The organism is Psychrobacter sp. M13 (assembly GCF_030718935.1).
Lineage (GTDB): Bacteria > Pseudomonadota > Gammaproteobacteria > Pseudomonadales > Moraxellaceae > Psychrobacter > Psychrobacter immobilis_G.
In genome coordinates this window covers 2,203,412-2,217,309 of record NZ_CP132194.1, presented here as the reverse complement: position 1 = coordinate 2,217,309, position 13,898 = coordinate 2,203,412, and the positions used below count along the sequence as shown (strand labels likewise).

Annotated in this window: 12 protein-coding genes; 10 read left to right on the top strand and 2 right to left on the bottom strand. The window is 43.0% G+C overall.

The genetic code is table 11. The features are described from left to right. On the bottom strand, positions 1 to 933 hold the full coding sequence (locus tag Q9G97_RS09265) for an amidohydrolase (RefSeq protein ID WP_305898574.1): 933 nt from the start codon (positions 931 to 933) through the stop codon (positions 1 to 3). A 121-nt stretch (positions 934 to 1,054) separates the two neighbouring features. Between Q9G97_RS09265 and Q9G97_RS09260 the strand changes: the two genes are divergently transcribed. From Q9G97_RS09260 to Q9G97_RS09230, 7 genes are all read left to right on the top strand, one after another. Continuing rightward, positions 1,055 to 2,248, top strand: a complete 1,194-nt coding sequence (locus Q9G97_RS09260) for an FAD-dependent oxidoreductase (RefSeq protein ID WP_305898573.1) — start codon at positions 1,055 to 1,057, stop codon at positions 2,246 to 2,248. Positions 2,249 to 2,411: 163 nt separating this feature from the next. Next, positions 2,412 to 3,404 (top strand): arsenosugar biosynthesis radical SAM (seleno)protein ArsS, encoded by a 993-nt coding sequence (gene arsS, locus Q9G97_RS09255; protein WP_305898572.1) that lies wholly within the window; start codon positions 2,412 to 2,414, stop codon positions 3,402 to 3,404. Between the two features lie 68 nt (positions 3,405 to 3,472). Next, positions 3,473 to 5,659, top strand: a complete 2,187-nt coding sequence (locus tag Q9G97_RS09250) for an FAD-dependent oxidoreductase (protein ID WP_305898571.1) — start codon at positions 3,473 to 3,475, stop codon at positions 5,657 to 5,659. A gap of 4 nt (positions 5,660 to 5,663) precedes the next feature. Next, complete coding sequence (locus Q9G97_RS09245) at positions 5,664 to 6,509, top strand: DUF547 domain-containing protein (protein ID WP_305898570.1); 846 nt, start codon at positions 5,664 to 5,666, stop codon at positions 6,507 to 6,509. Between the two features lie 33 nt (positions 6,510 to 6,542). Next, positions 6,543 to 7,265 (top strand): TIGR04283 family arsenosugar biosynthesis glycosyltransferase, encoded by a 723-nt coding sequence (locus Q9G97_RS09240; protein WP_305898569.1) that lies wholly within the window; start codon positions 6,543 to 6,545, stop codon positions 7,263 to 7,265. Positions 7,266 to 7,282: 17 nt separating this feature from the next. Continuing rightward, positions 7,283 to 7,918 carry a TIGR04282 family arsenosugar biosynthesis glycosyltransferase gene (locus tag Q9G97_RS09235; protein WP_305898568.1) on the top strand — a complete coding sequence of 212 codons (636 nt, stop codon included), beginning with the start codon at positions 7,283 to 7,285 and terminating at the stop codon, positions 7,916 to 7,918. Between the two features lie 57 nt (positions 7,919 to 7,975). Then, complete coding sequence (locus Q9G97_RS09230) at positions 7,976 to 9,064, top strand: methyltransferase domain-containing protein (RefSeq protein WP_305898567.1); 1,089 nt, start codon at positions 7,976 to 7,978, stop codon at positions 9,062 to 9,064. Between the two features lie 73 nt (positions 9,065 to 9,137). On the opposite strand, the gene mtnP is transcribed toward Q9G97_RS09230, so the two are convergent. Continuing rightward, on the bottom strand, positions 9,138 to 10,043 hold the full coding sequence (mtnP, locus tag Q9G97_RS09225) for an S-methyl-5'-thioadenosine phosphorylase (RefSeq protein WP_305898566.1): 906 nt from the start codon (positions 10,041 to 10,043) through the stop codon (positions 9,138 to 9,140). A gap of 210 nt (positions 10,044 to 10,253) precedes the next feature. On the opposite strand from mtnP, the gene Q9G97_RS09220 reads away from it, so the two are divergent. From Q9G97_RS09220 to Q9G97_RS09210, 3 genes are read left to right on the top strand one after another with little or no spacing between them, the layout of a single operon-like run. Then, complete coding sequence (locus Q9G97_RS09220; RefSeq protein WP_305898565.1) at positions 10,254 to 11,273, top strand: TAXI family TRAP transporter solute-binding subunit; 1,020 nt, start codon at positions 10,254 to 10,256, stop codon at positions 11,271 to 11,273. A gap of 21 nt (positions 11,274 to 11,294) precedes the next feature. Further along, positions 11,295 to 11,828: a DUF1850 domain-containing protein gene (locus Q9G97_RS09215; RefSeq protein WP_305898564.1), complete on the top strand. Its 534-nt coding sequence runs from the start codon at positions 11,295 to 11,297 to the stop codon at positions 11,826 to 11,828. Continuing rightward, positions 11,806 to 13,890, top strand: coding sequence for a TRAP transporter permease (locus tag Q9G97_RS09210; RefSeq protein WP_305898563.1), 2,085 nt, complete (start codon positions 11,806 to 11,808; stop codon positions 13,888 to 13,890). The genes Q9G97_RS09215 and Q9G97_RS09210 overlap by 23 nt, the downstream gene beginning before the upstream one ends. Positions 13,891 to 13,898 lie beyond the last annotated feature (8 nt).

The following is a 13,898-nucleotide window of genomic DNA, read 5'->3' as shown; positions in this document are numbered from 1 at the left end:
TTAAAAGAACTTAATGGCATCACGGGTGGTCGAGCCATCTTGCGCAGTGGTAACCCCATTCTCAGCGTAGTAGTCTTGCGTTCGATCAAAAAACTCGGCTTGTTTGGGTGCTAGCACTTCTAGCAAATTGCGCACGAAGGGATACATCGCGGTTTCTTGTACTAGGCCATTAGGTTCATTTGAGCCTTTGACTCGGGCAATATTGCCACCTTCTGGTGCTTTACTCTCGGCTGTGATGTCCATTTCGGCTAAGCCTTTGGAGTTTGCCACGCCCATATGACCGCTGGTATGTTGCAGATAGACAGGATTGTCAGGCAGTACGCTATCGATCTCATTCTTGGTCGGATGACGATCTTCCGCTAATTGCGTCTCATCGTAACCCCAACCGAATATCCATTCGCCATCTGCGATATTGTTATCTTTTTTATAAGCCTTTAATGCCGCGAGAATCTTGTCGATGCTATCGATTTTGCAGACAGGTGGCGGATTGAGGTCAGCTTGTCCTACCGTATTGGACACCATGCCAAAATGGCTGTGCGGATCGATAAAGCCTGGCAATAAGGTTTGATCTTTGAGATCGACTTGCGCGGCATTAGCGTATTTCGATTGCGCCTCATCTAGGCTACCAACGTAAGCAATTTTGCCACCTTTAGTCACTACCGTTTCAACCATTTGCGGCTTATCACCTTCCATAGTAATGATATCGCCATTGTAATAAACGACGGCTGATGAGTCTGAACCCTCTGTAGGTTCGCTTAATGCCGTAATTTTGGGAGTCTCTGCTGTCGTATCAGCGATCTGGCTGCACCCGACTATAGCGAGCAGTGCCACGCTCAAAAAGGTGGGTTTAAATAAGTTTTTTGCTACTGATTGATTTGCTAAAAAGCTTACAGATTCATCCTTGAGACGGTTGTCAAGTAACCAAATTATCAAACACGCCCTAGCATCGTACAATAGACTGACCCAAAATTATATTAACTTATGGTTTAATCTTAACCGATTATATTTTTCAACAGAATTGAACCACTCTTTTAAACGAATAAAAGCATTATTTATGAAAAACTCACCATCACCGAAGCCACCATCACAAAAGTCGCTACCACGAAAACTATTACTAGTAGGAGCAGGTCACGCTCATATCGGTTTGCTACGTCAGCTTATTGATGCCAAGAATCGCTTAAATAGCCTGAACAATTTACAGATAACCTTAGTCACTGAGCAGCCACAAACGATTTATTCAGGCATGTTGCCTGGGTGGATGGCGGGTCATTATAGTCTTGCCGATATCAGTATTGATGCTAAGTCACTATGTAAAAGGGCTGGCGTGCGCTTTATTCAGCAAAAATTAGCTAAAGTAGAGGCTGATTCGTCTTCACTGAGCACGACTAAAAACAATACCTTTGATTATGACTTGTTATCCCTAAATACCGGTGCCGATACGGATATACGCTGGCTGAATAATGATCAAGAGCAAGCTGATATCTCTAAAAAAGTTATCCCTATTCGTCCAATCTATCCATTCGTTGAGCGTTGGCAGCAGATTATTGCAGACGCTAAGGGTTCCGATCAGTATCATTTGGCAATCGTTGGGGCAGGCGCGGCAGCAGTGGAGCTGGTATTAGCGGCGCAATATAGGTTGCAACAAATCAATGGCATTAACAATAACAATAACAACTATCAAGCCTATTTAGTTTGTGGTGATCATTTATTACCGAGCTTTAATGAGCGTTTTCGACAAAAAGTTATCGGTCAGCTTGAGCGCCACAACGTCAAAATCATTTATTCTAAAGCAAAAGGCTATAGCGAGGGTCAGCTATATACGAATACCGATGCCTTGTCTATGAATGCGGTGATAGCAGCTACTGGTGTGACAGGTTCGGCTTGGACGGATTATACCGATCTGCAAACGGTAGATGATGGTTTTATTGCAGTAAATGAGACGCAGCAAAGCGTCTCTCATTCTAATGTATTTGCCGTTGGTGATGTAGCCACTCGTGTCGATCAAGATATGGCACACTCAGGAGTACATGCGGTATTCGGTGGTGCTGTCGAGGCTGATAACTTATTAGCGTATTTGGCAGATAAGCCCTTAAAGAGATATAAACCCAAAAATCGTACGCTTTATTTATTATCTTGCGGTGATAAATATGCGATTGGTAGTTGGGGTAAATACAGCACTCAGGGGCGCTGGGTTTGGACTCTTAAACGACACATTGATAAGCGTTTTGTTAAGTCAGCTAATCGGTAAATATATTCATCTAGATAGAAAAAGTAACGTTTTTAATCATAAATATTTATAATCAATACTGTATTATTGATTAGATAAACTATATAGAGCAAGATTTTATAAGTAATAAGCAAGCTAAATGAAAAAGTAAATGAACGAATGAATGAAAGGATTCTAAATTATTATGAAATCTACTATTGAGCTGCTTGAATTCACCGACTTTCCTGCTATCAAACGACGCGCGTTGACGACGCTGCAAGTCAATATGGGCTATTTATGTAATATGTCCTGTGTTCATTGTCATGTGGCTGCTAGCCCGTACCGTACTGAGATGATGTCACGCGAGCTGGTTGAGCTAATACCACAAGTTCTGCAAGCACAAAATATTGATACGTTAGATCTAACGGGCGGCGCGCCTGAGATGCATGATGATTTTAAATATTTAGTCAAATCTGCACGCGATATGGGTGTCACCGTCATTGACCGCTGTAATCTTACTATCCTTATGGAAGAAGGTTATGAAGATATGGCGCAGTTTTTGGCAGACAATCAAGTCGAAGTAGTCGCCTCTCTACCTTGCTATTCGCTAGAGAACGTCGATAAGCAGCGCGGTAAAGGCGCGTTTGATGACAGTATTTTAGGATTGCATAAGCTTAATGCCCTAGGTTATGGAAAGGGTTACGGCAGAGAAGGCTCCGGTTTGACGTTAAATCTAGTTTATAACCCGCAAGGCGCGACACTACCGCCTGATCAGCAGCAGCTAGAGGCCGATTATAAGCGCGAATTAAAAGAGCACTTCGATATTGAGTTTAATCAATTGTTTGCGCTAACCAATATGCCGATTCAACGCTTTGGCGCGGTATTGCTCGCCAAGAATGAATTTCATCCTTATATGGATTTGCTAAAGGACAATTATGTCGCTGCCAATCTAAAAGACGTGATGTGCCGCGAGACTATTAGCGTTAATTGGCTCGGGGAGCTATTCGATTGCGACTTTAATCAGCAGTTAGAGATTGCCGTACCGAATAAATCACGCCGACAGTTAAGCGATTTATTAACTCAAAATCCGCGTGGTGATGAGATTGCTATTGGTGACCACTGTTACGGCTGCACCGCAGGGCAAGGTAGTAGCTGTGGCGGCGCTCTCGATGAAGTTGAGGCACAAGCGCAAGTTTAAAAAATAGCATTTAATCTATTTAAATGAGTTCACAAAATTTTAATTATGTTTTTTATAAAGGACAACGCATGAAAAAGGTACTCATTGTCCTAGTGGTCGTTTTGGTCGTTGCTGGATTTTTCTTATTTGGCTTTAACGATTTATTAACCTTGGAAGGTATTCAAGCACGTCTAGGGCAGTTCTACGAGTGGCGCAATGAATCTCCACTATTGGTAGGTGGACTATTTTTCTTAGCATATGTACTTATTGCTGCGTTTTCATTACCTGGTGCCGCATTAATGACTTTGCTCGCAGGCGCTTTGTTTGGGCTATGGTGGGGTCTGCTGCTAGCCTCATTTGCCTCTAGTGTTGGCGCGTTATTTGCCTTTCTTGCAGCGCGGTACCTGTTGCGAGAAAGCTTCCAAAGCAAGTTTGCCAGTAAGCTAGATAGCATCAATGCGGGTATCGAAAAAGACGGCGGCTTCTATTTATTTACCTTACGCTTGCTACCGTTATTTCCATTTTTCTTAGTCAATATCTTGATGGGTCTCACTAATATCAAGACTTGGACTTACTACTGGGTGAGTCAGATCGGCATGCTGGCAGGTACTTTTGTTTATGTCAATGCTGGGGTACAGCTGGCGCAGATTGAGAGTCTTGGCGATATTATTTCACCGACATTGCTTGCCTCATTTGCGCTACTAGCTGTCTTCCCGTTAATCGCCAAAAAAGCACTCAACTGGTATAAAGCGCGTCAAGTCTATAAAGGCTGGAGCAAGCCCAAATCTTTTGATCGCAATATGGTCGTGATAGGCGCAGGTGCAGCAGGTTTAGTCTCCTCTTATATCGCGGCTACGGTTAAGGCCAAAGTCACACTAGTTGAAGCGCATAAAATGGGCGGTGATTGTCTGAATTATGGCTGTGTGCCCAGTAAATCACTAATCAAAAGCGCTAAAGTGGCCAATAGCATGCGCCATGGTGAAAAGTACGGTCTGCAAAATGTAGAAGCTGAGTATGATTTTAAATCAGTTATGGCACGTATTCATAAAATCATTGCCACTATAGAACCCAATGACAGTGTCGAGCGCTATACCGATCTTGGCGTTGATGTCATCAAAGGTTATGCGACGATTATCGATCCGTGGACGATAGAAATCGCTAGTAATGATGCTAATGACACAAACAGCACTCAACGTGTAAGCACTCGTAGTATCGTTATTGCGGCAGGTAGTAAGCCGTTTATTCCACCTATTGAAGGCTTAGAAAATATCGACTATTTAACCAGTGATAACTTATGGGAAAAGCTCAGTCATCAGTCAAGTCCACCTAAACGCTTAGTGATTGTCGGTGGTGGCCCTATCGGCTGTGAGTTGTCGCAAGCTTTTGCGCGCTTAGGTTCGCAGGTGACACAGGTACAGCGTGGCGAGCAACTGCTCAATAAAGAAGACCTAGAGGTAGCAGAGTACGCCAAGGCTTGCCTAGAAGCTGATGGGGTACGAGTACTACTTGAGCATGATGCAGTGCGTTGCGAACGTGTCAGTACTGATATTGAGGCTGACGGACAGAGCAGTAACCGCTTAACGCTTAAACACAACGGTATTGAGTCTGCTATCGAGTTTGATGAGATAATTATAGCAGTGGGTCGGCAGTCGCGGCTGACCGGCTATGGACTGGATAATCTGGGCATCGATGCCGAAAAGACCATCGTCACCAATGATTACCTTGAGACCAAATTTCCTAATATTTTAGCGGCAGGCGATGTGGCAGGCCCTTATCAGTTTACTCATGTCGCCGCGCATCAAGCTTGGTACGCGGCAGTTAATGCGCTGTTTGGCACGTTTAAAAAGTTCAAAGCGGACTATCGGGTAATTCCTTGGGTCACTTTTATTGATCCCGAAGTCGCGCGCGTTGGCCTGAATGAGATCGATGCCAATAAGAAAAATATCAAATATGAAGTCACGCGCTACGATATCAGCGATCTGGATCGTGCGATTACTGAAAGCCAAGCGACAGGTTGGGTCAAAGTATTAACGGTACCCAATAAAGATAAAATATTAGGCGTGACTATCGTCGGTAATCACGCTGGCGAGTTACTTGCCGAATACGTCCTCGCTATGAAGCATAACCTTGGACTCAACAAAGTCCTTGGCACTATTCATACCTATCCTACTATGAGTGAAGCTAATAAATACGTGGCAGGAGAGTGGAAACGCAATCATGCACCCGAAAAGCTTTTAACTTGGGTAGAAAAATTCCATAAATTTAAACGGAGTTAAGATTATGTCAATATCGAATAGATCAACCCAACGTTTTGCTAAGCGCTCAATTAAAGGCTTACTAGTACAGCCTGTCATTGCAGCCGCTATCTTGTTATCCAGCACGGCTGCCTTTGCCGACTTTAACCACAGTAGCTGGGATAGTTTACTTAATAAAAATGTCACGATGACTAACGGCGGTAAGGCTTCTGTAGTCAATTACGCTGGCATGAAAGCGGATCAAGCCAAGCTCGATAGCTATATGGCCGCCACTAGTAAAGTCAGTCAGTCTGAGTTCAATAAATGGAGCAAGGATGAGCAACTGGCATTTTTGATCAATGTCTATAACGCAGGTACCGTTGAGCTGGTCTTAACTAAATACCCAGGTATCAAATCGATCAAGGATATCGGCGGCGTATTTGGCTCACCTTGGAAACAGAACTTCATTTCATTATTAGGTAAAACGCGCTCGCTTGATGATATCGAGCATAATCTCATTCGTGGCTCTAAGCGCTATAACGAACCTCGTATTCACTTTGCCGTCAACTGCGCTAGCATCGGTTGCCCAGCGTTATTAGATGATGCCTTTACAGCTAGTAAGCTCGATAAGCAGCTAGAGCAAGTCACTAGTAAGTTCCTAGCCGATAGCAGTCGTAACCGTCTAAAGGGCAGTACCCTTGAGGTATCGCCAATATTCAAATGGTATAAAGAGGACTTTGAAACCAATTGGCGCGGTACTAAAGACTTAGAAGGTTTTTTAGGTCGTTATAGCTCATCACTAGGTCTTAATAAGTCTCAAACGGCTGACTTAAAGAGCGGTAAGACCAAAATTAGCTATACTAATTATGATTGGAACTTAAATAAAAAATAATGGTAATAAAAAATAGAGGCAATGTCGCTAAATATGAACACCGTTTCTATCATCACTCCCATACTCAACGAGGCAGACAATCTGCCTTTTTTGTTTGCAAATATTAGCAGTCTAAATCCAGCGCCACAGCAAATAATAATGGTCGATGGTGGCTCAACTGATCGCTCAATTACAGTCGCTAAAGTGTTGATAAATGATTTTCTTAGCAGTGAGAAATCGAATATAAGATGGCAAATTATTGAGTCACCCTCTGGACGTGCAGTACAAATGAATGCAGGCGCCGCGCAAGCGACTGGCGATATATTGTTGTTCCTGCATGCGGATACTCAGTTACCTATGACTGCTATCAATGATATTTCATTAGCAATGAAAAGAGCTGATAATAATTGTGAGTGGGGGCGTTTTAATGTGCGGCTAGACAGTCGCAACCCGATGCTCTGGTTAGTGGGTGCTATGATGAATGGTCGCTCAAGACTGACAAGTATCGCTACAGGCGATCAAGCTATTTTTATAAGCAAAGCGCTGTTTGAACAATTAGGTGGTTTCCCTAAACAGCCGTTAATGGAAGATATTGAGCTATGCAAAAGCTTAAAAGGTATCGCTAAACCTGTTTGCCTAACAAGTAAAGTCATTACTTCGGCAAGGCGTTGGCAGCAACATGGCACATGGCAGACAATACTGCTAATGTGGCAGCTACGCTTTGATTACTGGCGCGGAGAGTCGGCTGAGAGTATTAAGCAGCGGTATTATAAATAAAAGAACCTGAACCTATCATGAATCAAAAACCACAAACTTGCATTATCATCTTTGCCAAATTCCCAGCACAAGGCATGGCAAAGACCCGTTTGCAACCAGCATTAGGTATTGATGGTGCGGCATGTATGGCACGGCAACTATTGTTGCACAGTGTTGAGCAAGCGCTAGCCACTGGATATACGGTTGAGATGTGTGTTAGTCCAGCCCCAACGGATCTTTGTTGGAAGGAGCTGGATTTGCCAAAGTCATTATTATGGTCAGCGCAAGCACAAGGCGACTTAGGTCTGCGTATGTTAACCGCCAGTCAGAATGCATTAACCAATTTCGATAAAGTCCTATTAACGGGTAGCGACTGCCCTGATCTAACTGCCCAAAGAATGCAAAGTGCTGCCCAGCAATTAGAGCAATATGATATATCTATGATTCCAGCTTTCGATGGGGGTTATGTATTACTTGGATTACAGCAAGCTAATGCGCACCTGTTTTCAAATATGACATGGAGCGTGAGCGATGTTGCAGCCGTGACCAAACAGCGCATAAAAGATTTGAGCTGGTCGCTAGCGTTGTTAGAGCCATTAGCAGATATAGATGAGCCTGATGACTTGCAGTATTTACCAACAGGCTGGCTAGCAGACTATACGTTGGTTAATTGAATGCTAAGCTAAAGATGTTTTTGTTCATACCCTTACCATATTTAAAGGAAAACGATTATGCAGGACGTGGTACAAGATTATTATGGCAAGCAACTACAAAGTACCGCTGATCTAAAGACGTCGGCTTGTTGCGATATCAGTAACATGCCAAGCTGGCTAAAACCACTACTTGCCAATATTCATGATGACGTACTCAGTCGTTACTATGGCTGTGGGTTAGTGTGTCCAGCGTTATTAGAAGGCTGTCGTATTTTGGATTTAGGCAGTGGCTCAGGCCGTGATGTCTATGCGCTAGCGCAATTAGTCGGTAGCACAGGTCATGTTGTCGGTATCGATATGACAGATGAGCAACTAGCCATTGCACGTGAGCATCAAGAGTATCATGCCAATAAATTTGGCTATGATAATGTCACCTTTATAAAAGGTTATCTTGAAACTTTGGATGAGCTAAACCTAGCAGATAACAGTTTTGATATTATCGTCTCTAATTGTGTGATTAACTTATCAACGGATAAAGCGGCGGTGATGGCGAGCGTGCAGCGTCTGCTAAAGCCAGGTGGCGAGTTTTATTTCTCAGACGTCTATGCGGATCGTCGTATTCCGCAGCATTTGATTAACGATCCTGTGCTATATGGAGAGTGCCTAAGTGGGGCATTATACTGGAAGGACTTTGAGCGTTTAGCACGCGATGCGCAATTTCTAGATCCAAGGCTGGTTGAAGACCGTCCTCTAGAGATTACTGATCCTACATTATCGGCTAAACTGGGTAACATTCAGTTTTTCTCTGCGACCTATCGTCTATTTAAAAGTGCAGAGCTTGAGGATGCTTGTGAGGATTATGGGCAAGCAGTGATTTATAAAGGCACCATTGAGCAGCTACCACAACGCTTTGACTTGGATAAGCATCATAGTATAGAGACAGGCCGTGTATTCCCCGTTTGCGCTAATACCTATCAGATGATAAAAGAATCAAGATTTGCACCTCATTTTGAATTTATCGGTGATAAAAGTCAGCATTTTGGTATTTTCAAAAACTGTGGTGAGCCAATACCGTTTGGTCAGCAGGGAGCTGGCCAACAAACCAATCAGCAAACAAGCATAACGCCAATAGTTAACGAATCTAGTAATGCAGGCGGTTGTTGTTAAGACTAATGAAGTACGATAGCAAAAAGCCAGCAAAGTATAAGCTGGCTCTTTTTATGCACAGATCATTTCGAAATTAAGGTAACAATGCTTCAAGCTTTGTTTTGACATCGCTACTCATTGCGTCAATAGGGGTAACTAATGCTTGTGCTAACGCATTATGGGCGATTGATTTTGGCTGCTCATCGGCAATTAAGGCGACCGCTTGCTTAATCACTTGCTGCGCGTTATTAGCATTTTTCTTCAGATTTCGGATGGCATAATCCGCGCTGACATCTTCTTCGGTTGGATGCCAACTATCAAAGTCCGTCACCAAAGCTAATGTGGCATAAGCGATGCTAGCTTCACGAGCGAGTTTGGCTTCTGGCATATTGGTCATGCCAATAATATCGGCATTCATTTGACGATACCAATTTGACTCCGCACGAGTTGAGAATTGCGGCCCTTCAATACAGACGTAAGTCGCCTTATCATGACATTGTCCTTCGCTAATATTGGCTTGGCTATAAGCACGGGTCAATATATCGGCGAGAGCAGGGCATACAGGATCAGCCATCGATACGTGGGCGACAGCGCCTTTGCCAAAAAAGCTACTAGCGCGTTGTTTGGTCATATCAATCATTTGATCAGGTACGACCATATCTAACGGCTTAAGCTCCTCTTGCAATGAGCCCACCGCAGATACTGAGAGTATATAGCGTACGCCTAACGTTTTTAGCGCATAAATATTAGCACGATAAGGCACTGTTGATGGGGTCAATCTATGCTCATGACCGTGACGAGTCAAAAAAGCGATGGTTACGCCATTAAGCTCACCCAATACGATGCCATCAGAGGGCTTGCCATAAGGCGTGGCTATACTGATGCTACGCTTATTGGTTAAGTCCTGCATTTGATACAGACCACTACCGCCAATGATGGCGATGTCGGCAGAGTGCTGCGCTGAGTCTTGATTGTGGTCTTGGTTTTCGGGGGTAGTCATAAGGTTTTCCATTTGAAGAGCATAAAATTTTGATTGTCAATGATAACAGCTAGCGCGCCATATTTCTTAGCCATAACGTAGTTTTAATTTTCAATGTTGATCCAAATTACAATGCTATTTATTCATTGATAATATTGCTATAGTATTGCAGTGTGCACTTTAATCTGTTTTATTATCATACAGAGCCAATATTACTCAAGGATGAATTCAATGTTCCAGACAACGCTTACTCACCTCAAATCCCCATTACTACTATCAGTCATGCTAGGGGTTACTTTAGGGCTTAGTGCTTGCTCATCGCCCAGTTCAGAAACGGATGCTACGGCAGTAGATGCTGCAGTGTCTGCTGATACGCTTGAAACTAAATTCGTTACTATAGCGACGGGTGGCGCATCGGGTCCCTATAATATTATTGGTACCTCATTGGCAGAGATATATGCCCAAACATTTGGGGTTAATTCTAAAACGCAGACGACGGGTGCATCAGTAGAAAATGTCAATCTATTGACGCAAGGTAAAGTCGATATGGTACTGGCGCTAAGTGATGTGGTTACTGATGCTGTCAATGGTGAAAACAACTTTGATACTCCTATCAACAATATTCAACAAATCGCTGTACTGTATCCAAACGTGGTTCAACTGGTATCAACCCAAAGCTCTGGTATCAAGAATATCGAAGATTTGAGAGGGAAGCGTATTGCCGTTGGTGACCAAGGCTCTGGTACTGAGGTCAATGCTCGCACGCTACTAGAAGGCTTTGGTTTGACTTATGATGATGTTACAGTGGATTATCTAGGATTCGCTGATGCCGCTGACGCTATGAAAGCGGGTAAAATTGAAGCAGCATTTTTTAGTAGTGGGTTACCTAATTCGTCGCTACTAGAATTAGAGCAAGGCTTGGATCTGCAGCTAGTCACCATTAATCAAGACAAATTAAATGAAATTATTGCAACAAAACCATATTTCAAAAGCTTTGAGATTCCAGCAGGTACTTACGGTAATGAAACCGCTATTCCAACTGCCGCTATCATGAATGCTTTATTAATACGTTCTGATATTTCTGAAGATGATGGTTATAAATTAACCAAAGCCTTATTTGAGAATTTAGAAGGTTTAAAAACTGCGCATCAAGCGGCTAATGATATCAGCTTAGCAACAGCCCAAGATGGTATGGTTGCCCCTATACATCCTGGTGCTCAAAGATATTATGATGAGCAAGCGGCTAAGTAAACACTGGATATCATCTTCTAAATGCTTAAATGGTTAATTGGCGCAGCAGTATTTGTTGCGCTAGGTCTATTCATGATATGGGTATTCACAGCAAAGCAATGGGTCACTGAGATCAGCATTGGAGAATCTGAGAGATTTAGAGACTCTGATAGTGCTGAAGCAGTGGTTTGTTATTTCATCGAACCTGACTTTCAATTACGCTGGATTCACTCTGTAGAAAAACAATGGTGGGAGGAGCAGTATAGTCGTCAGCGTGATGAGCTACTGCTAACTAATACTTATTTCCAAGCATTTGGAGCAGGTACACCTTCAACTGAGGCGCTCTCATCAATACAAAAATCAGGATATATAGGCTATCAGATTAATGAAAGCCTACCCAATTTGAACTGGGTGGTCTCAAGATTAACTCAGGGTGAACTAAATTATGCAGACCATCGATTATTGATTCATCAATGGGTGCCTGACTATTCTGAGGTGAAGATTACACCCAAAGCCTATAATCTAATGGACAGACTAAACAGGAAATTTTGTCATGACCTCTCAAGTGACGGCTAATAATGGCAAGTCTTCTGTACTCAATGAAGACGCGCGCTTAACTGATGTATCTACCACTCCCAATACTGCTAGTAATAGCAGTGATGATGTTGATCCTAATGTCACTCAAGCTATATTAGAAAAGTATGATAGAGAATCTATTACTCGTCATATTACTCATGGACCTGTAAAGTATTTTATCGCACTTATCTGCATTCTATATTCGTTGTTTCATTTATATATAACTTTCAATCCTATGCCAGCATTGCTACAACGCTCCGTTCACGTCGGTGTTGGATTTGCTTTGATCTTTCTAATTTTCCCTGCTAATAAAACCAGCAGCCGCAAAAAAGTCGCTTGGTATGACTGGATTTGGTTTGTACTGTCTTTATCTGGTATGACTTATCTTATTTATGAATACCAAGACATCGTGACTTCGCGCGGTGGTATCGCCAATCAAGCCGATGTTATATTCTCTATTATCACTGTGATTTGTGTACTCGAAGGCAGCCGACGTATTACAGGTTGGATTTTGCCGATATTGGCGTCTATATTTTTGTTATATCCATTCATTAGTCATATGGCCTTTATGCCGAATCGCCTACTTACAAGACCTTATGATTTTGGCGATATTTTCGGTCAGCTCTTTTTAAAAACCGAAGGTTTATATTCTGTCGCGATTGGTGCGTCCGTTACTTTCATTTTTCTATTTATTCTATTTGGTGCATTTTTAGCGCGTTCTGGTATGGGACAGTTATTCAATGACTTAGCTTTAGCGCTGGCAGGCGATAAAAAGGGCGGCCCAGCTAAAGTCGCGGTCATATCAAGTGGCTTTATGGGCAGTATTAATGGCTCAGCTTTATCGAACGTCGTAAGTACTGGCGCTTTTACTATTCCGCTAATGAAAAAGGTTGGCTATCATAAAGATTTCGCTGGTGCTGTGGAAGCTAGTGCATCAGTCGGTGGACAAATTTTGCCGCCTATTATGGGTGCTAGCGCTTTTATCATGGCGGAGACTACAGGCTTACCTTATAGTACCATTGCATTAGCCGCGTTATTACCAGCAATACTCTATTATTTGGGCGTGATTGCCCAAGTACATTTTCGGGCAGGGCGTCGCGACCTAAAAGGTATCGCTAAAGAAAACCTACCGCAAGTAAAAGAAGTATTAAAAGCGCGTGGACATATGCTACTGCCTATCGTATTTCTGATTTATCTTTTGATCCAAAACGTACCAGTAGGGTATGCAGCAGCTTATACTATTGGCTTTACAGTAGTGATAAGTATGCTACGTAAAGAGACCCGAATGGGGATTAACGATATCCTAGGCGCTTTAGAAGATGGCGCGCGTCAGTCACTGGCAGTAATGGCAGCTTGTGCGGTAGTTGGTATTATCATTGGTGTGGTCAGTTTGACCAGCTTTGGTACAGTAATGACTTCATCGATTGTGACGCTTGGCGCAGGGTCGCTATTTCTTACCTTGATATTGACTATGCTAGCATCAATGGTGTTAGGAATGGGCTTGCCTTCTATCCCTGCCTATATTATTACTGCGACTATGGCTGCGCCAGCACTGGCAGGATTTGACATTCCTATTCTATCCGCGCACATGTTTGTGTTTTATTTTGGTATCTTTGCCAATATTACTCCGCCAGTGTGTCTAGCGGCATTCGCTGGTGCTGGTATTTCAGGTGGTGATCCGATGAAGACGGGATTCTTATCACTAAAACTAGCTCTAGCAGGATTTATTATACCGTTTATGTTTATCTATAGCCCTGCGATGCTGATGATCGATCCTACAGGACTTGCAGTCACAGTCAAAGAGTTTCCGCTACCTCCCATTATCGATATTATCACCGTCGTTTTGACATCGATTGCTGGTGTATTGGCGCTTAGTGCAGCGTTAGAAGGCTATTTTAAAAGTGAGATGAGTCCAATGATACGTGGTATTTTGGCCGTTGGTGCCTTGTTATTGATTTACCCTGGCTTAACGACTGGATTAGCAGGTGGGGCAATCGTTATCGCCATTGCTGTGCTAAATATTAAAAACAGTGGCGAGCCCACGCCAACAGTAAGCATTTAAAATATAGT